The sequence below is a fragment of the Paraburkholderia sp. J10-1 genome, assembly GCF_905220165.1.
Lineage (GTDB): Bacteria > Pseudomonadota > Gammaproteobacteria > Burkholderiales > Burkholderiaceae > Paraburkholderia.
Genome location: NZ_CAJMYW010000004.1, coordinates 67,126 through 91,964, shown reverse-complemented (window position 1 = coordinate 91,964; position 24,839 = coordinate 67,126). Strand labels below are relative to the sequence as shown.

Annotated in this window: 21 protein-coding genes; 10 read left to right on the top strand and 11 right to left on the bottom strand. The window is 65.2% G+C overall.

What is annotated here, in order from left to right; all coding sequences use genetic code 11:
- Positions 1-34 precede the first annotated feature (34 nt).
- From gspK to gspG, 5 genes are read right to left on the bottom strand one after another with little or no spacing between them, the layout of a single operon-like run.
- Positions 35-1,174, bottom strand: a complete 1,140-nt coding sequence (gene gspK, locus U5A65_RS15540; protein ID WP_321934476.1) for a type II secretion system minor pseudopilin GspK — start codon at positions 1,172-1,174, stop codon at positions 35-37.
- Entirely contained in the window at positions 1,171-1,854 is a 684-nt protein-coding gene (locus tag U5A65_RS15535) for a type II secretion system protein J (RefSeq protein ID WP_321907236.1), read from the bottom strand. The genes gspK and U5A65_RS15535 overlap by 4 nt, the downstream gene beginning before the upstream one ends.
- Entirely contained in the window at positions 1,832-2,260 is a 429-nt protein-coding gene (gene gspI / locus U5A65_RS15530) for a type II secretion system minor pseudopilin GspI (RefSeq protein WP_321907791.1), read from the bottom strand. The genes U5A65_RS15535 and gspI overlap by 23 nt, the downstream gene beginning before the upstream one ends.
- Before the next feature lie 13 nt (positions 2,261-2,273).
- Complete coding sequence (locus tag U5A65_RS15525) at positions 2,274-2,807, bottom strand: GspH/FimT family pseudopilin (protein ID WP_321934477.1); 534 nt, start codon at positions 2,805-2,807, stop codon at positions 2,274-2,276.
- A 21-nt stretch (positions 2,808-2,828) separates the two neighbouring features.
- The gene (gene gspG, locus U5A65_RS15520; RefSeq protein WP_321907789.1) at positions 2,829-3,263 is read right to left on the bottom strand and encodes a type II secretion system major pseudopilin GspG; all 435 of its coding nucleotides are present in this window, start codon (positions 3,261-3,263) and stop codon (positions 2,829-2,831) included.
- A gap of 251 nt (positions 3,264-3,514) precedes the next feature.
- On the opposite strand from gspG, the gene U5A65_RS15515 reads away from it, so the two are divergent.
- Positions 3,515-3,928: a hypothetical protein gene (locus tag U5A65_RS15515; protein ID WP_321907231.1), complete on the top strand. Its 414-nt coding sequence runs from the start codon at positions 3,515-3,517 to the stop codon at positions 3,926-3,928.
- A 49-nt stretch (positions 3,929-3,977) separates the two neighbouring features.
- Here the strand turns inward: U5A65_RS15515 and gspF are convergent, their stop codons facing one another.
- Genes gspF through gspD form a run of 3 tightly spaced genes read right to left on the bottom strand, consistent with a single transcriptional unit; the run spans position 3,978 to position 9,065 of the window.
- A complete protein-coding gene (gene gspF / locus U5A65_RS15510) occupies positions 3,978-5,195 on the bottom strand; it encodes a type II secretion system inner membrane protein GspF (protein WP_321907229.1) in 1,218 nt (405 codons plus the stop codon).
- Between the two features lie 58 nt (positions 5,196-5,253).
- Entirely contained in the window at positions 5,254-6,750 is a 1,497-nt protein-coding gene (gene gspE, locus U5A65_RS15505; RefSeq protein ID WP_321907227.1) for a type II secretion system ATPase GspE, read from the bottom strand.
- A complete protein-coding gene (gene gspD, locus U5A65_RS15500; protein ID WP_321907226.1) occupies positions 6,747-9,065 on the bottom strand; it encodes a type II secretion system secretin GspD in 2,319 nt (772 codons plus the stop codon). The genes gspE and gspD overlap by 4 nt, the downstream gene beginning before the upstream one ends.
- 497 nt (positions 9,066-9,562) lie before the next feature.
- On the opposite strand from gspD, the gene U5A65_RS15495 reads away from it, so the two are divergent.
- The gene (locus U5A65_RS15495) at positions 9,563-10,009 is read left to right on the top strand and encodes a lytic transglycosylase domain-containing protein (RefSeq protein ID WP_321934479.1); all 447 of its coding nucleotides are present in this window, start codon (positions 9,563-9,565) and stop codon (positions 10,007-10,009) included.
- Positions 10,010-10,209: 200 nt separating this feature from the next.
- Positions 10,210-11,538: a GTP-binding protein gene (locus U5A65_RS15490; protein WP_321946761.1), complete on the top strand. Its 1,329-nt coding sequence runs from the start codon at positions 10,210-10,212 to the stop codon at positions 11,536-11,538.
- Between the two features lie 146 nt (positions 11,539-11,684).
- Here the strand turns inward: U5A65_RS15490 and U5A65_RS15485 are convergent, their stop codons facing one another.
- Positions 11,685-11,963, bottom strand: coding sequence for an HU family DNA-binding protein (locus U5A65_RS15485; protein ID WP_027815965.1), 279 nt, complete (start codon positions 11,961-11,963; stop codon positions 11,685-11,687).
- A gap of 463 nt (positions 11,964-12,426) precedes the next feature.
- Between U5A65_RS15485 and mnmC the strand changes: the two genes are divergently transcribed.
- From mnmC to U5A65_RS15450, 7 genes are all read left to right on the top strand, one after another.
- On the top strand, positions 12,427-14,403 hold the full coding sequence (gene mnmC, locus U5A65_RS15480) for a bifunctional tRNA (5-methylaminomethyl-2-thiouridine)(34)-methyltransferase MnmD/FAD-dependent 5-carboxymethylaminomethyl-2-thiouridine(34) oxidoreductase MnmC (protein ID WP_321946760.1): 1,977 nt from the start codon (positions 12,427-12,429) through the stop codon (positions 14,401-14,403).
- A gap of 987 nt (positions 14,404-15,390) precedes the next feature.
- Positions 15,391-16,596 carry a cation:proton antiporter gene (locus U5A65_RS15475; RefSeq protein ID WP_321907219.1) on the top strand — a complete coding sequence of 402 codons (1,206 nt, stop codon included), beginning with the start codon at positions 15,391-15,393 and terminating at the stop codon, positions 16,594-16,596.
- 55 nt (positions 16,597-16,651) lie between these two features.
- The gene (locus tag U5A65_RS15470; protein ID WP_321946759.1) at positions 16,652-17,767 is read left to right on the top strand and encodes a YbdK family carboxylate-amine ligase; all 1,116 of its coding nucleotides are present in this window, start codon (positions 16,652-16,654) and stop codon (positions 17,765-17,767) included.
- Between the two features lie 823 nt (positions 17,768-18,590).
- Positions 18,591-19,229 (top strand): MarR family winged helix-turn-helix transcriptional regulator, encoded by a 639-nt coding sequence (locus U5A65_RS15465; RefSeq protein WP_321946758.1) that lies wholly within the window; start codon positions 18,591-18,593, stop codon positions 19,227-19,229.
- Between the two features lie 250 nt (positions 19,230-19,479).
- On the top strand, positions 19,480-20,208 hold the full coding sequence (locus U5A65_RS15460) for a glutamine amidotransferase (protein WP_321946757.1): 729 nt from the start codon (positions 19,480-19,482) through the stop codon (positions 20,206-20,208).
- A gap of 117 nt (positions 20,209-20,325) precedes the next feature.
- On the top strand, positions 20,326-21,438 hold the full coding sequence (locus U5A65_RS15455) for an NADH:flavin oxidoreductase/NADH oxidase (protein WP_321946756.1): 1,113 nt from the start codon (positions 20,326-20,328) through the stop codon (positions 21,436-21,438).
- Between the two features lie 302 nt (positions 21,439-21,740).
- Entirely contained in the window at positions 21,741-22,247 is a 507-nt protein-coding gene (locus tag U5A65_RS15450) for an SET domain-containing protein (RefSeq protein WP_321946755.1), read from the top strand.
- An 81-nt stretch (positions 22,248-22,328) separates the two neighbouring features.
- Here U5A65_RS15450 and U5A65_RS15445 read toward each other — a convergent pair whose 3' ends face one another.
- Both U5A65_RS15445 and U5A65_RS15440 read right to left on the bottom strand, forming a co-directional pair.
- Positions 22,329-23,897, bottom strand: coding sequence for a sensor histidine kinase (locus tag U5A65_RS15445; RefSeq protein WP_321907208.1), 1,569 nt, complete (start codon positions 23,895-23,897; stop codon positions 22,329-22,331).
- Positions 23,898-24,102: 205 nt separating this feature from the next.
- Positions 24,103-24,789 carry a response regulator transcription factor gene (locus tag U5A65_RS15440; protein WP_027815974.1) on the bottom strand — a complete coding sequence of 229 codons (687 nt, stop codon included), beginning with the start codon at positions 24,787-24,789 and terminating at the stop codon, positions 24,103-24,105.
- Between the last annotated feature and the right edge of the window lie 50 nt (positions 24,790-24,839).

The window sequence follows — 24,839 nt, the reverse complement described above, 5'->3', positions numbered from 1 at the left end:
ACGCACCTCTTTTCGATGTTGGTCGGGGACGGATTCATGGTTCGTCGCTAACGCGCACGATGCGCGTCGTATGGGTGAGCGGATCGCGCCAGACAAGCGTCGTGCGGTCCACCTCGGCGCGCTCGTGCTGCACGCGCCCATGTACCAGAAAGTAACTCGTGTTGACGTCGATTTGCGTGGTGTCGATCGAGACTTGCTTCACTCCCACGCCTTCGAGCGCGAGTTGCACGTCGCTCACGTTGCGGAAAAACACGCTCTGGCGATGCGCGACGAGGGCCTGCGCGTTCGAAAGGCTCATGCCCGTCACGACGGAAGCGATCACCTCTGCGCTCGCCGTGTTCATGTTCACGGGCGTCACGGTGGGCAGGATCGTCACGAACGGGCGCAGCCGCGCAACGGCGTCGGCCGTGAAGCCGGGCACGTCGAGCAGCGAATCGACGCTCGTCATCATGAGCGGGGCGACGCCGCTGTCGTTGTCGGACTCCGAGAGGCCGGGGTTGTCGGTGTAGTTGCCGCCGCCAGTCGTCCCGCCCCCTGCGAGCACCTCGGTTTGCGAACCGGTGTTCGTCGTGGTGGTTTGCGTCTGGAAGCGCGTTGCCGAGTAGGCAAGCCCTGAGCGCAGGTACACCGCAGTGTTCTTCGCAAGCGACTGGTCGAGGCCGAGAATCTGCAACAGGCGCGCGAATGCCTCGATCTCCGTCACGTTCAGCTGCAACGAGCCCGGCGCGCTGGTCGCCACGAGATTGCGCAGATTGAAGCGCGCCTGGGCGTCTTCTATCGAACCCGAAAGCCAGGTGTCCGCGCCCTGTTGCGCGTGCGCTTCGCCGATCTGGCCGAGAAAGTCGGACAGCCGCGTTCGCGCGAGCGGCACGCCCCACGCGCCGCCGAGATACGTAATGCCCGCCGACGTGTCCGCTTCGGAGCGCAGCACGAGGCGCGTCCAGTCGAGCGAGGCGCGCGAGATCCATTGCGCCTGCGCGAGCAGACGTTGATTCTCGATGCGCCGCAACTGCACCTGCTGGCGCCACAACATGCCCGAGACGATGATCGCCGAAAGCGCGACGACGAGCAGCGCGCTGATGATGGCCGCCCCGCGCCGTGCGCGCGTGGAACGGCTGGATCGTCTACCTTGCCGGGTGTGCCGTGCGGAGGTTCGTTGTGTGCGCAACGTCATTCCCCCACCAGAAACACGCGGGTCACCGGCTGCTGGAGCGCATGCGAGCCCACGCTCACCTGCACCCCCGTCACCGCGCGCGGCAGCGGCGCGTTGCCGAGTTGCGGCACCTTGAGATCGTTGTTGTTGCCCGTGACCTGCGAGCGCACGTCCTGCATGTTCGCGGTCCAGCCCGTCTTCGGCACGTACAGGCGCGCGTTGATAACGTCCACGCCGCTCATCATCGGCAACGCGCCCCAGTTGTCGCCTTCGCCGCCGCGCAGCGCACGCCGTAACGCTCCGAGATCGGCGAGAGGCGGCGACGCATAGCGCACCACCTGGCCGCCCGACACGCGGTAACGCACCACTTGCAGGCGGGGCGCCGCGCCCGGCGGCATCGCGAACGCGCGCACGATCTGCAGCGCGCCGCCGTCGAGCGAGATAGCGACGCCGCCCGCTTCGTCGTCGGAGGCGGCTTCGCGCAAGTCGATGCGCATCTGGTCGAACATCTGCGCGAACACGCGCTCCTGCGCCATCGAGCGCGTGATGGTCTCGCGCCCGCGCACGATCTCGTCGAGGCCGCGCCACGAGAGGATGGCCACGACGGCCATGATGGCGATCGCAACGAGCAGCTCGATCAGCGTGAAGCCGCGCGCTGACGAGGCGACGCGCACGCGGTCACAACGAGCGGTTCGTCTCATTGGCGAGCACCGTGACGAGTTGCGCGAGATTGCCGGAGCGGCCGGGCGTCGCAACCGACACCTCCACGCGCCGAAAAACGGGGTTGGGCGTCGCCGCGACGTGCTGCGTGCAAGTCAGCCGCAGATTGCCCTGCGAGCAGTCGAAACTGCTCTCGCCAAGGTCCGGCCACGCATGCACGAGACGCAGTTGCGCAAGCGTGTTGTCCGCACTCCAGCCCGCAAGCAGGCGGTCGTGCAGGTCGGCTTCGCTCGCGGCGAGGCTGCCCACGGCGCGCAACGAAGCGGCCAGCGCAATCGCGATGATTGCGAGCGCAACCAATACTTCGATCATCGTGAAGCCGCGCTCGCGCACCGGACCACGCTGTCGATCCAGGCGAGCGCCGTGGCCGCGCTTTCCCCCACGCATCGAGAACCGCATCTCAGCGCACCTCGAAGCGGCCAGTGCCGGTGCCGACGATCGTCGCGCTGCCGGCGGCCGAAAAGAGCGTGACCTGCACCGGCACGTCCACGGCCTCCGTGCCGAAGATGAGCCGGTTTGCCTGCGTGTCGTTGCCGCCGGGGTAGGTGATCGCCACGCCGGTCACGCCGCCTTCCCATTGGCGCGGTCCGAGCAGATCGTCGCGCAGCGGACGCCAGCCGTCTTCCGTGTGCACATCGAAGCGGAAGCCGCCCGCGAGTGGCTGCCATGCAATGGCGCGCGCGCGCACCTGCGCCTCGTCGCCCGCCGACTCGAACAGGAGCGCGAGCCGCTGCGCTTCTTCATTCAGGTCGGTGCGCGGATTGCGCGTGAGCGTGAGCGAAGCGAGCGAGATGAGAATCCCCGCGATCAGCAGCACCACGAGCATCTCGAGCAGCGTGAAGCCCGCCGCGCGCGCACGCGTACCCGCGCGTGACGCGCGCGAGGTGCGTGACGATCGGCGGTCCCCGCAAGGGGAAGGGCGGCTCGTTTGCATGGATGCTGCGTGGCGGATGACTTATTGCCAGGACCCGACGTCGGCGTCGTTGCCTTCGCCGCCGGGTTTGCCGTCGGCGCCATAGCTGAATACGTCGATCTCGCCGTGCACGCCCGGGTTCAGGTACTGGTACGCACTGCCCCATGGGTCATTGGGCAGGCGCTCCAGATAGCCGCCGTCTTTCCAGTTGTTCGGCACGGGGTCGGTGGTCGGCTTTTGCACGAGCGCCTGCAGCCCCTGGTCCTGGGTCGGATAGCGGCCGTTGTCGAGGCGATAGAGCTTCATTGCCTGCATGATCGTGCCGATGTCCTGGCGCGCGGCGACGCGGCGCGCTTCATCGGGACGACTCATGATCTTCGGCACGATCAACGCGGCAAGAATGCCGAGAATCGCGATCACGACCATGATTTCGATGAGCGTGAAGCCGCCTTGGCGGCGCGCGCGCGTGACTTCCATTTCGGCACGGCGCTTGGTGCACAATTTCGCCCACATGGACATGAGTTCTTTCCTCTCTCGCTAGATAGGGTTGCGGTGCACTTGTGCGCCGCGCTTCGTCCTGCCTGCAATCGAACCCGCCGCTTGAACCGGCGGGTCCCTCGCTCGCATGACGGGTCATTGTAATGTCACACGATGACGCCTTTCCGACGCCTCGCGGGCATGGCAAACGCGTACATCAAAAATTCCATAAACCTTCGTACAATGGGCTCATGAACCCACTGCAAATCCGCCTTCTTTCCCTCGCCGCGTTTGCGGTGTTCTGCGCCACGGCCACGTGGTGGACGATCACCCTCGCCACGAACCGCGCGGCGCCGGTGCAGGCCGCCGCCGCCCAGCCGCCGGTCTCGCTCGATCAGGCCGGCACGCTGTTCGGCGGCAGGCTCGAACGCAACCCGGTGCAGGACATTCACCTGTTCGGCATCCTCGCGCTCGCGCAGGGCGCGGCGGCCATCGTGAGCGTCGGCGGCGAACCCCCGCGAGCCATCTCGCTCGGCGGCCCGATCGACCAGAACTCGAAACTCTTCGAAGTGCGCCCCCGCTCGATCGTCATCGACCGCCACGGCGTGCACTCCGAAATCTTCCTGCCGCCCAACGCAGCCGGTCCCACCATCTACGTGCGCTGAGTTGCGCGCGCCGGGCTTCTTGCCGGGCGTCTCGCGCAGTTCGTACGCCTTACTGCACAAGGTTGTTCAGCTCGATGATCGGCAGCATCACCGCTAGCACGATCACGAGCACCACGCCCCCCATCGCCAGAATCAGGAGCGGTTCGAGCAGGCTCGTGAGGAACATCGTGCGCCGCTCCAGTTCGCGCGCTTCACCTTCGGCTGCGCGGTCGAGCATGGTCGTCACGTCGCCGGTCGCCTCACCCGAGCGGATCAGGTGCACGAGCACGGGCGGAAACGTCTTCGTATTGCCCAGCGCGCGAGAAAGCGACGTGCCTTCGCGTACACGCACGATGGCTTCGTCGATGTTCGTGCGCATCGCCTTGTTCGAAAGCGTCTCTCCGGCCGCCTGCAGCGCGCGCAGGATCGGCACGCCCGCGGCGGAGAGAATGCCGAGCGTGCTCGCGAAGCGCACGGTGTTGTAGCCGCGCACGAGCTTGCCCGCGAGCGGCGCAGTGAGCATCCAGCGGTCGAACGCGAGACGCGGGCCAGGCCTGCGCAAGGTCGCGCGCACGATCCACGCCACCACGGCCACGGCGATCAGCACTGCCCACCACCACTGCCGCACAAAGCCCGAAAGCGCCATCATCACGACGGTGAGGAAGGGCAGTTGCTGCTTGGTGCTCGCAAACACGTTCACCACTTGCGGCACCACATAACTCAACAGGAACGTGACGATGCCGAACGCGATGATCGTGACGATCGTCGGGTACGTGAAGGCGAGCACGATCTTCTGCTTGAGCGCGTTGCGCTGCTCGATGTAGTCGGCCAGACGCGAAAGCACGATGCCGAGCTTGCCGGTGTGTTCGCCCGCGGCCACGAGCGCGCGGTAGATGTCCGGGAAGTCGCGCGGATGCTGCTCGAGCGCGCTGGCAAGCGAATGGCCGCCGAGCACCTCGGCGCGAATGGCCGCCATCAGTTCCCGGATGTAGTCGCGCTCGGACTGCTCGGTGAGCACCGCAAGCGCCTCGCCGAGCGGCAAGCCCGCTACCAGCAGACTGGCGAGCTGGCGCGTGAGGATGGCCTGCTCGCGCTGCGAGAGCTTGCGCCCGAGCGCGAGCCGCTGCGCTCGCGCGCCGCGCGTGCGGCTCGCGGCGGCTTCGACCACGAGCGGCGTGAGACCCTGGCCGCGCAGCAGCGCGCGCGCGCCGCGCGCGCTGTCCGCGTCGAGCACGCCTTTTTGCGCTTTGCCCGTGGCGTCGATGGCTTCGAAGCGAAATGCCGGCATGTTGCTGATCGCCCTCGCTTTTAATGAGCGTCCATCTGGTGGTTCATCTTGCGGCCCATCATGCGCCGCCCGTCACGCGCAATACTTCTTCGAGCGAAGTCCTGCCCGCGTCGATCCAGCGCTCGCCGTCTTCGCGCAGCGTGCGCATGCCTTGCGCGCGGCCGGCCTCGAAGATCTCCGCATCGGCGGCATTGCGGTGGATGAGCGCGCGAATCGGCTCGTCGATGAGCAGCAGTTCGTACACGCCGCGCCGCCCCGAGTAGCCCGAATGACCGCAGCGATCGCAGCCCACCGGATGCCAGCGCTTTCTGCCGTCGTCTTCCACGCGCTCTTCTTTGCACACGGGGCAGAGCTGGCGCACGAGGCGCTGCGCGAGCACGCCGAGCAGGGAGGAGGCGAGCAGATACGGCTCGACACCCATGTCGGTCAAACGCGTCACCGCCGAAGCGGCGTCGTTGGTGTGCAGCGTGGCGAGCACGAGGTGGCCCGTGAGCGAGGCCTGCACGGCGATCTGCGCGGTTTCGAGGTCGCGTATTTCACCGATCATGATGATGTCCGGGTCCTGGCGCAGGATCGAGCGCAACGCGCGCGCGAACGTCATGCCGATGCGCTCGTTCACCTGGGTCTGCCCGATGCCCGAGAGGTCGTACTCGATCGGGTCTTCCACAGTCATGATGTTGGTCGTGGCCGTTTCGAGCCGCGACATCGATGCGTAGAGCGTGGTCGTCTTGCCCGAGCCCGTCGGGCCGGTCACGAGCACGATGCCGTGCGGCTTCGCGATCAGCTGGTCGAACTTGCCGAGCGTGTCGCTCGCCATGCCGAGCGCTTCGAGGTTCAGGCGCTGCGCGTCTTTTTCGAGCAGACGCAGCACCGCGCGCTCGCCGTGACCCGTGGGCAGCGTGGAGACGCGCACGTCCACCGGACGCCCGCCCACGCGCAGCGTGATGCGGCCGTCCTGCGGCAGGCGTTTCTCGGCGATGTCGAGCTGCGCCATGATCTTGATACGCGAGATGAGCGCGCCATGCAGCGCCTTCTTCGGGCGCACGACATCGCGCAGCGTGCCGTCCACGCGAAAGCGCACCACCGAGGCATTCTCGAACGGCTCGATGTGAATGTCCGATGCCTGCTCGCGCGCGGCCTGCGTGAGGAGCGCGTTGATCATGCGGATGATCGGCGCGTCGTCTTCGGACTCCAGCAGGTCTTCCACTTCGGGAATGTCCTGCATGAGGCGCGAGAGATCGACTTCGCCTTCCACTTCGCCCACCACCTGCGCGGCGCTGCCGTCCTGGCGCGCGTAAGCCTGATTGATGGCCTGCGCGAGTTCGTCGGCCGGCACGCGCACGAGCGCGAACGCGCCGAAGTTGCGCGCGACTTCGGCGATGGCGGCCTGCGACGTGCGCTCGCTGATCCACACTTCGAGGCCTTCTGCGCGCTGCTGGGCCACGAGAATCTGACCGCTGCGCGCGAAGCCGTACGGCACGAGGCGCGCGGCGAGCGGCGAGGGCGGCTCGCGGTCCGCCCCGCTGGTGGCCGCAGGCGCGTGAGGCGTGCTCACGGCTGCACCCGCGTCGTGGCAGGCGCCGCCTGTTGCACCGGCGTGGTTTCCACGGGCATGGTTTGCACCGGTTCGGCTGGCTGCATCTGCACGGCGCTGGCCGGCTTCGCGGGCTGCACGCCCACCGCCTGCTGACGCCGCATCTGGTCGAGATCGAACAGGTTCAGCGCCGATCCGCCCTGGCTCGGGCCGAGCGGCATCGGCGGCACGACCGGGTCGTCCTTATCCTTGATCAGGTTGTTGTCGGACTTATATGCGCCCGTCACGCCCTGGATATAGTCGTAGCGGTTCGACGTGACCGCTTGCGCCGTGTCGCGATCGTTGATGATCACCGGACGCAGGAACACCATCAGGTTCGTCTTCTCGCGCGTCTTGTTTTCCGAGCGGAACAACTGGCCGATCCACGGAATGTCGCCGAGCAGCGGCACCTTGCTGTTGGCGACCTGGTAGTTGTCCTGCATCAGGCCGCCGAGCACTATGATTTCGCCGTTGTCGGCCAGCACGGTCGACTGGATCGAACGCTTGGTGAACTCGGGGCCGGCCGGATTGGTCGTCGCGTTGGTTGTGCCCGTCACGATCGCCGAGTCTTCCGTGTAGAGCTGCAGCTTGAGGATGCCGCCGTCGGTGATCTGCGGCTTGATGTGCAGCGTCAAGCCGACGTCCACACGGTCGAAGGTGTTGAACGCCGTGCTCGCCGTACCGCTCGTCAGGTTCGAATAGGAACCCGTCTGGATCGGCACGTTCGTACCCACGACGATCTTCGCTTCCTGGTTGTCGAGCGTGATGAGGTTAGGCGTAGACAGCACGTTCGCGTCGGCCGTTTGCGAGAGCGCCTGCAGCAATGCGCCAAGCCCCTGCACGCCGAAGATGTTCTTGATCCAGCCCACATTCAGGCCCTGCTGCAGGCTCTGACCCGCGAGCGCGCTGGCGAGACCGCCCGTGGTGGCGTCCGCTGCCGCTTGCGCCGTCAGGTTGACAATGCTGTTGCCGCTGCCGGTGGCCAGATTGGTGCCTGCGTACACATTGCCGCTCGCGACCTGCCACTGAATGCCCAGGTTGGCGTTGGTCGTCGAGTTCAGCTCGACGATCAGCGCCTCGATGTAGACCTGTGCGCGGCGCGCATCGAGCTGGTTGATGACGGAGCGCAGATTGCGGTACACCGCGTCCGGCGCCGTGATGATCAGCGAGTTCGTCGCCGGGTCTGCCTGGATCATGCCGCCCGGCTGATTGTCGTCGCCCTTGTCCTTGTCGCCGCCGAGGAACGGCGCTTCGTTGCTGCCGCCGCTGCTGCCGTATGAACTGCCCCCGAGCGAGCTGCCCGACGACGTGCCGCCGCCGAGCGAACTCGACGGCAGCGGCGGCGTGCCGGAGGTGCCCGTCGACGTGCTGCCGCCGCCGCTGTTGCCGCTCTGGTTGAAGCCGTTCGCATTGCCCGACGACGACGTATCGTTGCCGCCCTTGCCGAGCATGCCGCGCAGCGTCTTGGCGAGCTGCGTGGCGTCGGCGTTGCGCAGCGGGACGACGTGAATGTTGCCGGGCATGCTGGTCGGCGCGTCGAGCTGCTTCGAGAGCTGGACGGCGGAGGCCAAGCGCTGCGCGTTCGAGGCGCGCAGCATCAGCGAGTTGGTGCGCGGGTCGGCGACAACCGAAACCTTCAGCGACGGGTCCGTGGCGCCGATCGCGCCGGGGTCGAGCATCTTCGCGATTTGCGGCGCGATGTCGAGCGCATTGGCGTTGTGCAGCGGCACGACCTGCACCTGCTGGCCGGCGGCCGAGTCCACACCCGCGATGATCGAAGCGATGCGGCGCACGTTGTCCGCATAGTCGGTCACGATCAGCGTGTTGTTGCCCGGGTAGGCGGCAATCGTGTTGTTCGGCGAGATGAGCGGGCGCAGCACGGGCAGCAGGTTGTTCGCCGACTCGTGCCGCAGCGTGAACACCTGGGTCACCACCTGATCGCCACGCGCGGTAGGCGCATTGCCGACATAAGTCGGCACGCCCTGCAGCTTGGCGTCGGCTTCCGGCACGACCTTCAGTACGCCGTGATCCTGCACGAGCGCGAAGCCTTGCATGCGCAGCGCCGACTGCAGGGTCTTGAGGGCCTGGTCCTCGGGTACGGGATTCTCGGAGACGAGATTGAGCTGCCCCTTCACGCGGGGGTCGACGATGATGGTTTTGCCGGTGGCGGCGCCAATTGCCTTCGCCACCTGGTCGATGTCGGCGTTGACGAAATTGAGCGTGACCTGCGCATAGGCAAGCTGTGCGGTAATGAGTCCGCTCACGAGCAGCGCCGTGGCGACGCGACGCAAAGCCATACGATTTCTTCTCATGGGTGTCTTATCGAAGCCAGCGGCAGACGCGCGCGGCTATTCGTCCTCGACGTACGGCTGTGGGGCCGACTCGCCTGTGCTTTTCTGACTAACTTCCGACTAGTGCCGGCGCCGGCTCTCCTCAGCCCGGACGTCCGTTAGTCAACAAAAGATGGAACAGTAGCAGTTTTTCATGTCGAATTTGTCACAAAAAATGGGTCTCCGGGGAATTCTTCTAATCCCCGAGCCGCGCCAGCCTTCAATCCCAAGCTATTTGTAAGCATGCGGGCGTCTTGTCCGTGCGGCCAGCTTGACGCGTCATCGGTGACCGGTATCATACGAGCGGCCCGAACGATGGCCAACGCACTTTCCCGCCTTCTTTATGTGGGAATTCCCGCATTGTTCGCCAGAAAACAGGGCGGCCAGCGAGAGATTGCGTCATCCTTCAGGCAGCAACGTTCGCCTCTTCGTTTGCCCTTTTGTCAGCTTCCGCGCGAGTCGCCATGCAAAACATCTGGTCCGCTACGCTTGCCGCCGCTGTGGTGCTCGTCACCGCGAGCGCCGGCACGCTCGCGCATGCGGACTGTTTCGACGAGGCCGCGCGCTACCAGAAGGTCAATCCGCTGATCCTGCGCGCCATCGCCTGGCAGGAGTCGCACAACCGGCCCGACGCGGTACACAGGAATGCGAACGGTTCGATCGATTACGGCGTCATGCAGATCAATTCGGTGCATCTGCCCGTGCTCTCGCAGTACGGCATCTCGCAAAGCACGCTCATGGAGCCGTGCAAGAACGTCTATATCGCCGCGTGGCATCTGCGCCAGAAGATGAACAAGTACGGCAACACGTGGGCCGCCGTTGGCGCATACCATTCCGAAACGCCAACGCTGCGCGACCAGTACGCGCAGCAAATCGCCGACATTCTGCGCAAGTGGCATCTCATGCAGTAGTCATCCCGTAGTCATCCCGTAGCCGTGCAGTAGCTCGCTTGCGCGCGTACCGCCTGCTCGCGCCCTGAAAGCGGCGGCACGCGTGCGCCTGCGCCTCTCGCGTGCATGGTGCAAAATGCTGGCTGGCGCCGCACCCTTACGAGGATTTCGATCCTTTCGCGCGGCGGACCTCCCGACTCACTTTCTGCACCCCAACTGCGATGAACCAGCCGCCACTGCCCGTCACCGTGCTCTCGGGTTTTCTGGGCGCGGGCAAGACCACGCTGCTCAACCATATCCTTTCGAACCGCGCGGGCCTGCGCGTGGCGGTGATCGTCAACGACCTCGCCTCCGTCAACATCGACGCCGCGCTCGTGCGCGACGCCTCGGCGCTCTCGCGCGTGGAAGAGCGCGTGGTCGAAATGTCGAACGGCTGCATTTGCTGCACGCTGCGCGACGACCTGCTCACCGAGATCCAGCGCCTCGCCGACCCGGCACGCGCCGGCCAGCGCTTCGACGCCATCGTGATCGAATCGACCGGCGTGGCCGAGCCCATGCCGATCGCGGAAACCTTCACGTTCGCGGGCGAGGACGGCGTCGCGCTCGACGCGTTCGCGCGCCTCGACACGATGGTCACGGTCGTCGACGCATTCAACTTCCTGCGCGACTACGCGAGCGCCGACCAGCTCGCTGAGCGGGGCGTGGCGGCGAGCGAGCAAGACGACCGCGCGATCGTGGAACTGCTCGTCGATCAGGTGGAGTTCTGCGACGTGCTCGTGCTCAACAAGGCCGACCTCGTGAGCGGCGACGAACTGGCGCGCCTGCAGCACATTCTCGCGCGCATCAATCCGCGCGCCGTGCAGGTGGTGAGCCGCTTCGGCGATGTGCCGCTCGAGGAGGTCATCAATACCGGCCGCTTCGATTTCGATGCGGCGTCGAGCGCGCCGGGCTGGCTCGCGTCGCTGCACGACCATGACCATTGCGACGACCCGGCGCATTGCCACGATCCGGCGCACACGCATGCGCCGCGCAGCGACGCGGACGAGTACGGCATCAGCAACTTCGTTTACCGCGCGCGCCGTCCGTTTCATCCCGAGCGCTTCTGGGCGCTGCTTAACCAGGAGTGGAAGGGCGTACTGCGCTCGAAGGGCTTCTTCTGGCTCGCCACGCGTAACGACGTGACGGGCACGCTCTCGCAGGCAGGCGGCGTGTGCCGCCACGGTCCGGCCGGCACGTGGTGGGCGGCACTGCCGCGCGAGGAATGGCCGCAGGACGCCGAACTCGAACAGGAAATCGCCGCCGACTGGCAGGGCGATCTCGACGACCCGAGCGTCGGCGACCGTCGCCAGGAACTGGTGATGATCGGTGTGGATCTCGAGCCCGAAGCCTGGCGCGCAAAGCTCGATGCTTGCCTTCTCACCGATGCGGAGTACGCAGCAGGCCCCGAAGCTTGGCTGCACTACGCCGACCCGTTCCCGTCGTGGGAGCTGGACGACGATGACCACGATCATGATCACGGCGATCACGGCGAAATCGTCCATCGCCCCTAGTCGTCCCGAGTCACGAGAGCGACGCGCTCAATGAACAACGGCGCCGCATGATTGCGGCGCCGTTTGCTTTTTCGCCCGCGCCGCGTGAACCGCGCAGGCGAAAAAAAACCCGCCAGGGGCGGGTGTCAACTTAAAGCGGCAATACCTTAGCGCTTGTTGACGGCGTCCTTGAACGCCTTGCCAGCCGTGAACTTGACGGTCTTGGCTGCGGGAATCTTGATGGTTTCGCCGGTCTTCGGGTTACGGCCCGTACGGGCTGCGCGCTTGCCCGAACCGAAGCTGCCGAAGCCGATCAGCTGGACCGCGTCACCCTTCGACACAGCCTTCTTGACCACTTCGAGGAGCGTGTCCAGCGTCTCGCCGGTTTGTGCCTTGCTAGCGCCCGTCTGTGCTGCGACGGCGTCGATCAGTTCCTGTTTATTCATTGAGAAGTTCCTTTCTGTGTTTAGGTTGACACGAACAGCGCGAACGCGCCGATTATACGGACGCGTGCCGCGCCGTCGAGCAGCGACGGACCCGGAGCACCCCGGCGTTTTCGCGTTGCGGCGGCTAGCGTGTGTCTGCTGCCGCAACGTCCGTGCTGCCGCTTCCCTGGGCGGCGCTTGCTATGATAGCGCAGCGCAAACCCAATAACGACAAGGGTTTCGAAGATTTCGCGCAGGATATGCCGGTTTTTTGGGGCTTGCAGACGTTTTAAGGGTATCCACCCCCGCAAATCCCTCCGGCTGCGGCGTTTTTGCCGGCGCACGCGTTGCGCCGCGCCAACGCAGCATGCGCGCAAACGCCTGCCTGGCAAGCGTTTGCGGCGATGCGACCAGGCTTCGCCACACGCTTTTTCCAGCCTCGCTCCGTTCTCGTTTCTTCCTCATCTCTGGCTTCGCGTTCCTCATGACCGCCACCCTGACACCCGCCACGCTCGTTTTTCGGGAAGACGGCATGCCGTTTTCGCCTGTCTATGGCGACATCTATCACAGCACCGGAGGCGCATTCGCGCAGGCCCAAGCCGTCTTTCTGAACGGCAACGCGTTGCCACAGCGCTGGCAAAACCGGCGGATCTTCACCGTGGTCGAAACCGGCTTCGGCATGGGCGTGAACTTTCTCGCCACGTGGGCGGCATGGCGCGACGATCCGGCGCGCTGCGAACGCCTGCATTTCGTCTCGGTGGAAAAACATCCGTTCGCGCGCAACGACCTGCAACGCGCACTCGACGCAGTCGTTGCGCACGCACGCGAAGCGCCGCTCGCGCGCGAACTCGTGAACGCCTGGCCGATGCTCGTGCCCGGCACGCACCGCCTGGAATTCGACGGCGGACGCGTCACGCTCACGCTCGTTTTCGGCGATGCGCTCGAGGTATTTCCCAAAATGTGGATGCGCGCCGATGCGATCTACCTCGACGGCTTCGCCCCTTCGAAGAATCCCGAGCTCTGGTCTCCCGCCATTTTCAAGGCGCTTGCACGCATTGCCGGCGAGGACGCCACCTTCGCGACGTGGAGCAGTTCCGGGGAGGTGAAGCGCGCGCTCGAGCAAAGCGGCTTCGAATACCGCAAGGTGCCAGGCTTCAACGGCAAGTGGGCGATGCTGGTCGGGCGCTTCGCGCCGCGCTGGCGCGTGCGCCGCTATGAGCCGCCGCTGCCGCTTGCGCTGCGCGAGCGGCACGCCGTTGTCGTGGGAGCGGGACTCGCCGGCTGCGCGCTCGTCGAGCGGCTGGCCGTGCGCGGCTGGCGCGTGACGCTCATCGAACGCAACGCCGCGCCCGCGCTCGAAGCATCGGGCAATCCGGCCGGCGTGTTTCATCCGCTGATTTCCCGTGACGACAGCAGCGCGTCACGCATCACGCGCGCGGGGTTTCTCTACGCGCTGCAACGCTGGGCCGCGCTCGAAGCCGCTGGCCATGCGCCGCTGCGCTCGCACGCCGGCTTGCTCCACCTCGCCACCGACGACGAATCGCGCGCCGTCGCCGCCGCCCTGGATTCGTTCGGCTATCCCGAAGAATACGTGAGGGCCGTCACGCGCGAGCAAGCGCAGGCGTTGGCCGGCGTCGCGCTCAATCAGGGCGGGTGGTTCTATCCGCAAGGCGGCGCGATCGATCCGGCATCGCTTTGCCGCGCGCAATGCGCTTTCGCCGCCGCGTTGCCAGGCGCCCAGGTCGAAACACGTTTCGGTGTGCGTATCGGTCACATCGCTCGCGCAGGCGATCGAGAATCCGACGAATGGCAGGTGTTCGACGACACCGGACGGCTCGTCGCCCAGGCGGCCGCGGTGATCTTCGCCAACGCTCAGGATGCCTCGCGGGCCGCGGCGCTCGCCTATGCGCCCACGCGCATCGTGCGTGGCCAGCTCACGCTCGTCGACCCCAGCCCGCTCGCGAACCTGCGCGTGCCCGTGATCGGCGAAGGCTATGCGGTGCCGCTCGACGGCGGCGTGACGCTCGCCGGCGCCACGTACGAAGTCGACGACGCCGACGACGCGCTGCGCGCCGCCGGCCACGTCGAGAATATCGAACGCGTCGCGCACATGCTCCCGGAGCTTGCGGCTGCACAAGGCGAGCGCGATTTCGCCGGCCGCGTGGCGTTTCGCTGCGTGACCAGCGACCGCATGCCGATGCTCGGCCCGCTCGCCGACGAAGAAGCCGCCCGCCGCGACGCGCAGCGTCTGGCCGGCGCGTGGCCGCTCGACCTGCCGCGCGCAAGCGGCCTTTATGGCGCGTACGCGTTCGGCTCGCGCGGACTCGTGTGGGCGGGGCTGGGAGCGGAGCTGATCGCGTCGCAGCTCGAAGGCGAGCCGTGGCCACTGGAGCGCGAACTTGCCGACCAGCTGGATCCGGCGCGCTTTCTCCAGCGTGCCTTGCGCCAGCGCAGTCTTTGAGCGCGCCGCACGGAACAGGGTGGAAAAGGGGGCCCACGTTATCCACGCGAATCTGTGGATAACCGCGCGAATTGCCGGCGAATGGAGTGTGGAACCGGTGTGGACGTAAACGGGGTAACTCGGCACGTCCCGTTCCAGGCCAAAAAGTTGTTCTTCGAAGCGCTCGCGGACCGCACACACTTTGCGCGCGGTTGTGCGAGCGCCAACTCACGGATTCCTTTCGGTAAACCTGGGTTATCCACAGGAAACCCAGGCCCTTGTTAACTTCTACTACGTATACATACGGTAAACCGTAAACCCGAAGCTAACGCCACCGCTACCGGCAAGCACGACCCAACCAGAGCGTGAAACCCCCGACGAATGCCGCCTGCCGACGCGGTCATTTTTTCCGCATACGCCGCTAAAAGCGCACAATACGGACGCTATTACCGTCTTTGTCGATGCTTTCGGAGAGCGGGGGACAATTGCAAAAAAGCTATGGCACAATCGCCGTTCTTTCCGCGTCACATGCCGCATCAGACGGTTGACGCTTCCAAGGAACGGTTGCCCCTCATCCTGAATCTGAGTGCTCAGGGAAGACGGCAGCGTTCGTTCATCCAACGCGGGCGCAGCCACACCACACGCAAGGCGCCCGTACCGGCTGTTCGCCGCACCGTTATGTGCCGGCGCACTGCTTTGCCGTAGCGTTCGCCATTGCGTTTGCCATCGCGTTTGCCGCACTGTTTGCCCGCACTCGCCGCAGGAAGCGCTAATTCGCGCCAGTTCGCCATGTCGTCAGATCGTTGACCCTGCCGGCTGCATCGGCGGGCGCGAACCGCGCGAGGCGCAGAGCAGGCACGCACCAGACGGCGAGTAGAGGTGTCGTTCGCCTCGTGCGGCACGCGGTTTGCCTGCGGTCTGCCGGAATGTCAGCCGCATGTCGATCTAACGTCGGACAGCCGGATTCGTTCCCACGCAAGATGTCGTTGCCAAGGAGAAGCCACCACGATGAAGTCGGCGTTTTCGTTTTTTCCCGCCTGGCCGTTGCCGCTCGACGGTATTTTCTGGGCCGGGCTCGCGCTGCTCGCCGCCGGTTTGTGCGGCGAGCTTTGCTATCGGGCGTGGCGCTTGCCGCGGATCTCGGGCTATGGGGTGATCGGGCTCATTGCCGGGTCGGCCGGGTTTGGCGTGGTCGACGCCAATGTCGGTACGTCCGCGAGGCCGCTGCTCGACGTTGCACTCGGTCTCCTGCTGTTCGAACTGGGCAGCCGGCTCGACTTGCGCTGGATTCGCCGCAACCCCTGGCTCATCCTTTCGAGTCTCGCCGAGGCCTCGCTGACCTTCGTGCTCGTGCTTGGAGTGCTGCTGTTCCTTTCCGTGCCGACGATGATCGCGCTCGTCGTGGCCGCGATCTCCATGGCGACGTCGCCTGGCATGGTGATCCAGCTCAAGACCGAGTTGCGGGCGGAAGGCCAGGTCACGCAGCGCTTGCTCACGCTCACGGCGCTCAACAGCATGTATGCGGTGATCGTGGAAAAGCTCGCGTCAAGCTGGCTGCACCAGGAAATCTACGGCAACGTGTTCGCGACGATCCTCCAGCCGCTCTATCTGCTGATCGGCTCGCTGGTTCTCGCGTTCGTGCTCGCCCGTGCGTGCACGCTGTTTTACCGGCGGTTGAGTCCGCAGGACGAGCACTCGTTTGTCGCGCTCTTCGGTCTCGTGCTGCTGGCGATCGCCATGGCGCACCTGCTCAAGCTTTCGACGATCCTGAGCCTGCTTGCCGCCGGCATCATCGTGAAGAATCTGGAGCCGCGCCCGCAACTGTGGCCGCAGCATTTCGGCACGGCCGGATGGCTGCTGACGGTGATTCTGTTCGTGCTCACGCTCACGACCTTCGAGTGGCACGACATTCTCGTGGGCGGCGCGGCCGCGGCGGGGCTGATCGTCGCGCGCCTCGTGGCCAAGCTCGTCGGCGTGCTGATGTTCGCCAAACCGAGCGGGCTGCACTGGAAGCAGGGTATCGCGCTCGGCATTGCCTTGACGCCAATGTCGGCGCTCGCGCTGCTGCTCGTCGAGGACACCTACGAGCTTTATCCGACGTTCGATCCGCGCCTGCGCGCGATCATTCTTTGCTCGATCGTCGTGCTGCAGCTTTTCGGACCCTGGCTGGTCTATCGCGCGCTTGCCCTCGTCGGCGAACGCGGCGAAGCATGAAACTCGCGTCGCGCGCGGCCGGCGGCTTGCGCGCGACGCCCTGATAGGGGACGCCATGTCACTCGAAACATTTGTCGATTCGAAGCCGTTCACGTTCGGCATCGAACTCGAAATGCAGATCGTCAACACGCATGACTACGATCTGACCAAGGCGGGTAGCGACCTCATGCGCCTCGTCAAAGATCAGGAGATTCCGGGCAACATCACGCCCGAAATCACCGAAAGCATGATTGAGCTTTCCACCGGGATCTGCACGAATCACGAGCAGGCCGTGGCCGATCTGCGCAAGATTCGCGACGTGCTCGTCACCGCGGCCGATCGTCTCAATGTTGGTCTGTGCGGCGGCGGCACACACGCCTTCCAGCAATGGAGCGACCGGCGCATCGTCGATACCCCGCGCTTTCAGTATCTTTCCGAGTTGTACGGCTACCTCGCGAAGCAGTTCACGGTGTTCGGCCAGCACGTGCATATCGGCTGCCCGGACGCGGACAGCGCGCTTTTCCTGCTGCACTCCCTTTCGCGCTTCATTCCGCATTTCATCGCGCTCTCGGCGTCGTCGCCCTACGTGCAGGGCGTGGACACCGGATTTCATTCGGCACGACTGAATTCCGTGTTCGCGTTTCCGCTGTCGGGCCGCGCGCCGTTCGTGCTGAGCTGGGAGGAGTTCAAGGAGTACTTCTCGAAAATGGTGCACACGGGCGTTGTCAACAGCATGAAAGACTTTTACTGGGACATCCGCCCGAAACCCGGTTTCGGCACGATCGAGGTGCGCGTGATGGACACGCCGCTTTCGGTGGAGCGCGCCGCCGCGATCGCCTGCTACATCCAGACGCTCGCACGCCATTTGCTCACCGACCGGCCGATCGCGCCGCTCGAGGACGACTATCTCGTGTACACGTTCAACCGCTTCCAGGCATGCCGTTTTGGTCTCGCGGGCACCTGCGTGAATCCGCAGACGGGCGAGCGGCGCACGATTTCCGAAGACATTCTCGAAACGCTGGACCGGATCGCGCCGCATGGCGAGGCGCTCGGCTCGACGCGCGCGCTCACCGAAATCGGCACGATCGCCCGCGCGCAGAACAACGACGCCACCTGGCTGCGTAGCGTGGTGGCCGAGGAAAAGTCGCTGCACGAAGCCGTCCGGCAACAGTGCCTGCGCTGGCGCGCCTGACCGGAATCAAAAAAGGGGAGCCGGCGGACGCACAGGACCACTGACCGATTTTCGCGGGGTGCCAGAAGCGCTCCGCGCAGGCAAAGCAGGATGCAAGGGCAGCTTTCGGGCTGCCCTTCGTGCTTTCGGGGCTGGGAAACAGGTGAGAAGCAGGTAAGACGCGGGTAAGAAGCGGGTAAAAAGCGAGGTAAGGGGAGCGGACAAAAACCGGCCGATAAGCACGCCAAAAACGGGTCGCGTTGGTTCCGCGCGCCACTTTTTTCGAGGTGGAGAAAATTTTTTTTGCCGGCTTCAAGGTACCTGGGGGTTCTTATTTTTTTGACCTGGGTCCCGACATGGTCCATATTCATGGACAAATGGCCCCACACCGCTGTGGGTAACCTTCGATTTCCCTGCAAACTCAATGGACTACGTAATGATTGGTTAGCCACAATCGGGCAGATTCCTGTTGCGTTTGAGACAGAAATCCGCGATAACCTGCATGGGTCATGCAGCGACGATTGCGAGCGGTCAAGAACCTGTGCACATAGCAATAGCGTGCTTATCAACGGGTTATCCACAATTCGCGTTGGATAAGTTAGCTGTGCGATTTGCCGCTCTCGCATAGAATGTCGGTTTGCTGCACTGGCATCGGAACTTGAAGGATGTTTTCGGGGTCTGCGGCAAGAAAAATGACAGTGCTACGTACACCTTGGCGTGCGCGTAGCAGGTTTTTTTGAGATGGTGCGGCGCTCGGGAACCGGGCGCCAGCGTTCCCACAGGCCGTCGGTCAAAGCGGCGGCTGACGATGCAGCGCAAGCTGCCAAATAACCAGCGAAAGACTATGAGCGAAGGCGTATACGGAGAGCAGGCAGCCGGGCGGGTGACCCATAGCCTGCTGCGACTTAGCACGGCTATGCGGAGCCAGGCGTGGGACTGGGCCGAAGGGGCAGGACTCACGCCTACCCAGGGCGAAATTCTCGTGCTGCTGATGCAGCGTAAGGGGCCGATGCGCCTCGGCGAGATCGCACGTGAAACGGCCCTCACGGCCGCTACCACGAGCGATGCGGTGAGCACGCTCGAAACCAAGGGGCTTGTCGAAAAGCGTCGCGCGCTCGACGACGGCCGCGCACTCGCGGTGCGTCTGACCTCGCGCGGCCGCACGGCGGCGAAGAAGGCCTCGCAGTGGCCTGACTTCCTCTCGAAGGCGGTCGGCACGCTGAAGGCGGACGAACAGTCCACGCTTTATCGCACGCTGCTGAAGACGGTTTATCTGCTCGAAGCGCAGGAAACCAGCCCGCAACACCGCATGTGCCTGACCTGCTCGCATTTCGAGCCGAGCAAGAACCCGAAGAAGACGCCGCATCACTGCCAGCTTCTGAACATCGATATGGCTGATACCGATCTGCGTCTCGATTGCTCGGTCTACGACCAGGCCGACGTGACGACCCAGAAGAAAAACTGGAAGATCTTCGCGGTTTAAGGCGAAAGCTGCGCCGCCGCCCCAAAGCGGGCGGCGCGCGTTAACGCCTGCGCGCGTCATACATGTAATTTACGGTAATGCAAAGCGCCGCAATGTCGATTGCGTGCCGGTATTGTGTGCGTGGTAATTTGTGTAGTTCTCGCAAGTATTTGCCACACGTTTTTGTCACGACCGCAGGCGCAAACGTTCACACGCGCCGTACATAAGCGCTAACGTGCAAGCCGTCCACAGCCGACCCGGGAATCTGCCGATGAATCGCGAAGTATTGGCTGTGCGCCATGTCTATTTCGAGGACCTCGGCAGCTTCGAGCGCGTGCTCGGCGACCGTGGACGCCCCGTGCGCTACGTCGACGTCGGCTTCGCCCGCGTTGGCGCGCTCAATCCCTTGTCGGCGTCGCTCATGGTCGTGCTCGGCGGCCCGATCAATGCGTGCGACGACGCACGCTATCCCACCCTCGGTCCCCTTGCCGCGATGATCGAAAAGCGCGTCGCGGCCGGTCTGCCCACGCTCGGCATCTGCCTCGGCGCGCAACTCATTGCTCGCGTGCTCGGTGCGCGCGTGTATGCCGGGCCGCAGCCCGAAATCGGCTGGACGCCGCTCACGCTCACCGACGCGGGCCGCGCCTCGCCGCTGCAGCACCTCGACGGCGCGCTCACCTCCATGCTGCATTGGCATGGCGATACCTTCGATCTCCCGCAGGGCGCGACGCGTCTCGCTTCCACGCCGCTGTGCGAGAACCAGGCGTTTTCGTGGGGCAACCATGTGCTCGGGCTGCAATGCCATCCCGAAGTGCGCGCCGACCGCTTCGAGCCCTGGCTGATCGGAAACGCGGCCGAAATCGCCACCGCGGGCGTGGACGTGAACGCGCTGCGCGATGACACGGCGCGCCACGGGCCGACGCTCGAAGCGCAGGCGAGCCGCATGTTCGGCGAATGGCTGGATGCCGTAGACGCCCGCATGGCCGCGCGCCAACCTTGAACCCGACCTGATCCTTCTCGCGCGGGCGCACGTCGCGCACGCTGTGTTTCCTGTCGAACGCGCGAAAAAAGCGCGTGCTATTCTCGGACGCTTCTGCCATTCGTCCGTGGACCTCCCATGAGCAAGCTCTTCACTCCGCTCGAACTGCGTGGCGTGACGCTCGCCAATCGCATCGTCGTTTCACCGATGTGCCAGTACTCCGCCGAGCGTGGCGAGGCCAACGACTGGCACATGATCCATCTCGGCCACCTGGCGTTGTCGGGCGCCGCGATGCTTTGCATCGAAGCGACGTCCGTCGAACCCGACGGCCGTATCACGCCGGGCGATCTCGGCCTCTGGGATGACGTGACCGAAGCCGCGCTCGAGCCCGTTATCGCCGCTATCCGCCGCCATTCGCCGATCCGCATCGCCATGCAGATCTCGCACGCGGGGCGCAAGGCGTCGAGCCATGTGCCCTGGGAGGGCGGCCAACTGATTCCGGTTGCCGAAGGCGGGTGGCTGCCGCACGCGCCTTCGGCGCTCGCGCACAAGGAGGGCGAGGCGCCGCCGCTCGCACTCGACGTCGCGGGTCTGAATCGCGTGCGCGATGCGTTCGTGGCCACGGCGCGCCGCGCTGCGCGTCTTGGTATCGACGCGCTCGAGGTACACGCGGCGCACGGCTATTTGCTGCACCAGTTCCTCTCGCCGATCGCGAACCAGCGCAGCGACGAGTACGGCGGCTCGCGCGAGAACCGCATGCGTTTTCCGCTCGAAGTGTTCGACGCCGTGCGCGCCGAATTTCCCGCCAATCGCCCGATCGGCGTGCGCGTTTCGGCAACGGACTGGGTTGAAGGCGGCTGGACGCCCGAGGACACGGTCGTCTTCGCGCAAGCGCTCAAGGCACGCGGCGCGGACTGGATCGACGTGTCGTCGGGCGGTGTGTCACCGCTGCAAAAGATTCCGCTCGAACCTGGCTATCAAGTGCCGTTCGCACGCAAGGTGAAGGCCGAAACCGGCATGACGACGATTGCGGTGGGCCTCATCACCGACGCCTTGCAGGCCAACCAGATCGTCGAAGACGGCGAAGCCGACATGATCGCGATGGCGCGCGCGATGCTCTACGATCCGCGCTGGCCGTGGCACGCCGCGGCACAACTCGGAGCGAGCGTGAACGCGCCGCCGCAATACTGGCGCTCGCAGCCGCGCGAGTTGAAGAAGCTGTTCGGCGAGACAACGCTCGGCCAGCGCTGATACGCTGCGCGCGGCGCTTGTCTCACGGCGCATATGGGTTGAACGAAAGAGGCGCGAGCGTGTACGATGCCGTCTGTGGCGCGCCGGGCGTCGCATGAGCGCGGCGCCCAATCGGCGCCGCGTTTGCGTACGGACCGCGGCGAGGCAGGACGCGAAGTTTGATGCAAGGGCCGATGCAAGGCCAGGCAGACCGTCGGGCACGGCTTCATGAGAGAGCCGCAGGCGGCGCGCGCGAGGATGTGTTCCAAGCCGCCTGTCATGACCGGGACAGTCTCCCCCAGTACTTCACAAGGATTCATTCAATGAGTGAACGCAGGATCGTCGTGCGCCAGTCGGGCGTGCACGGCAAGGGCGTGTTTGCGGCGGTCCCCATTGCGACCGGCGAACGACTGATCGAATACAAGGGCGAGCGCATCTCCTGGAAGGAAGCGCTGCGGCGTCATCCGCATAATCCTGACGAACCGAATCACACGTTCTATTTCGCGCTCGACGACGGCGACGTGATCGACGGCAAGGTGAAGGGCAACAGCGCGCGCTGGATCAATCATTCGTGCGCGCCGAACTGCGAAGCCGAGGAAATCGAAGGACACGTTTATATTCACGCGCTGCGCGATATCGCAGAGGGCGAGGAACTCTTCTACGACTACGGTCTCGTGATCGACGCAAAGCAGACGAAGAAGCTCAAGCGCGAATACGAATGCCGTTGCGGCGCCCGTAAATGCCGCGGCACGATGCTCGCGCCGCCCGACGACGACAAGTCTGCGAAGGGCGCGAAAACCTCGAAGGGCAAGGGCAAAAAGAAGAAGTAAGCGGCGCAACGCGCGTCGCGTCGCATGAAGCACAAGGGCCGCATGAGAGCGGCCCTTGTCGTTTTCGTGGCAGGCGCAGCGTTAGAGATCGATGCTCGCCTGATGAGCCGGTTTCTTCTCGCGCGGCGGTTCGTCTGACTTGACCGCCTCGCGCTGCACGGTTTCAGCGGCGCTGCCTTCCTTGCTGTCCCGCTTGTCTTTGGCGTCCGTGCGTACCGGCGTTCGGACAGTCGCGAGCGGCACGCGCACGATGAAGCGCGCACCGCCTTCCGGTGCATCTTCGTAATGCACGCTGCCGCGATGCAGCGCCATGATGTCGTGAACGATCGCAAGACCGAGGCCCGCGCCGCCGTCCACGCCGTTCTCGCTTTGAGCGTCGCCTCGGAAGAAGCGCTTGAAGAGATCCGCTTGTTGCAAAGCGGGCACGCCGCTGCCGTTGTCTTCCACGACGATCTCGGCCATCGGCGTGCCGTCAACGGAGGACTGCGAAACAGTCACGGTGATGCGACCGCCTTCCAGCCGCGCAGGCGGCAAATATTTGAGCGCGTTGTCGAGCAGATTCGCGATGACCTCGTGCAGCAGCACGGGGTTGCCGCGCACCATCAACGGCGTGTCGTTCTCGGGGTCGTCGAGGCGCTGGAAACCGAGGTCGACGTGATTCGCCAGCGCGCGCGGCACCCATTCGGCGCCGGTCTCGAACGCGAGCGCGGCCATGTCGATATCGACGAAACGCGCAGCTTGCTCGCCCGGCTCCGCGCGCGCGAGCGAGAGCAGCTGATTGGACAGACGCACCGCGCGATCGGCGGCCGCACGCAACTCGCGCACGGCGTCGCTGACCTTTTGCGGCTCGCGCGCGTTCACGGCCTGCTCGGCATGCAGCTTCACCGCGGTGAGCGGCGTGCGCAGCTGGTGGGCCGCGTCGGCGATGAATTTGCGCTGCGCGTCGAGCGCGGTCTTCAGGCGGCCGAGCAGCGCGTTGAGTGCGCCGGTGAGCGGACGGATCTCGACGGGCACATAGGTCTCGTCCACGGGCTCGAGCGACGTGTGCGTCTGGCGGTTCAGCGAGTCGGCGAGCGCGGTGAGCGGGTTGAGCTGCTGGTTGACGACGCGCCACACGATGACCCAGCCGGCAAGCAGCAGCAGCAGCAACGGCATCATGATCGCGACGAGAAATTCGGCCGCGATGCGAAAGCGATGATGCACAGGCTGACCGACTTCCACGACGATCGGATTACCGTGTGTTTGCGGCACGCGCACCTGGGCGACGCGCACGGTCACGCCTTTGTAGATCGTTTCGAACACGTACGCGTAGTGCATGCGGCGCACGTTAGTGCCCTGCAGCGGCAGATCGTGGTCGCCCGCGATTTCCGTTTCGCCGTTGCTGATGCGATAGATGAGATGCTCGACGGGGTCGGAGAACATCGCCTGCGCTAGCGGCGGGACGGTATTGGGGGCATCGTCGCCGGCGATCTGGATCTGCCGGGAAATGGCCGTGGCGAGGTCGGCGAGCGAGCGGTCCACTACGTGCTGCGTGTACTGCCAGGCGAGCCAATAGGCGATCAGGCCGCTCATCAGCGCGAGCAGCGAAAGCGGGGCGGCCAGGCGCCTTAGCAGCGTGCGCCGCAGACTCGTTGCGGCAGGTGAGGACATGATGGCTTCGGGGCGAATGATGGATCGTGGGTGCGGCGGCGTGCGCCGCACGGGACCGATCCATTGTACGCGGGCCGCGGGCGCGGCGGCTGAAGTCCCATCGATGGGGCATTCGCGTGCCACTGACGTGCCAGTGACGGGCCATCAAGCGCAAACGGCGGCGGAGTGATCCGCCGCCGTTGGCTGGCTCAGGAAGCGAGGCGAATCAGGCTGCCTGGCGGATTTCCTGCAGCAGATAGCCGAAGCCGCGCACCGTGACGATTTCGACGCGGCAGTTCTCGAGCTTCTTGCGCACGCGGTGCACGTAGACTTCGATCGCGGTGTCGCCGAGGTCGCCGCCGAAGTGCGTGAGGTGGTCCTGCAGTTGCGCCTTGCTCACCACGCGGCCGTGACGCAGCAGCAGCATTTCGAGCACGGCGAACTCGCGCGGCGAGAGTTCGAGCGGCTTGTCGTCGTTGAAGATGCGGCGATCGACGCCCGACAGGCGCACGCCGCCGAGCGACACTTCGGGGCGCGGCACGTCGCCGTGCGGGCCGCTGCGGCGCATCACGGCGCGAATGCGCGCTTCGAGCTCGGCCGGCTCGAACGGCTTGAGCATGTAGTCGTCGGCGCCGGAATTCAGGCCCTGGACGCGGTCGTTCAGTTCGTCGCGCGCGGTGAGCACGATAACGGGCGTGTGCCGGTTGCTTTGGCGAAAGCGCGAAAGCAGCGTCATGCCGTCGATGCCCGGCAGGCCGAGATCGAGGATCACGAGTTCATGGCGATTCTGCGTGAGGGCCTGTTCGGCGAAGATGCCGTCGTGGACCATGTCGACCGTGAAGCCGGCTTGTTCGAGGCTGGACTGGATACCGCGTGCGATAGGGCGGTCGTCTTCGATCAGAAGGAGTCGCATGGGATTCGCTCAAGTACAATGGGTTTTAGCGTTCAGGCACGCAGTTCGCG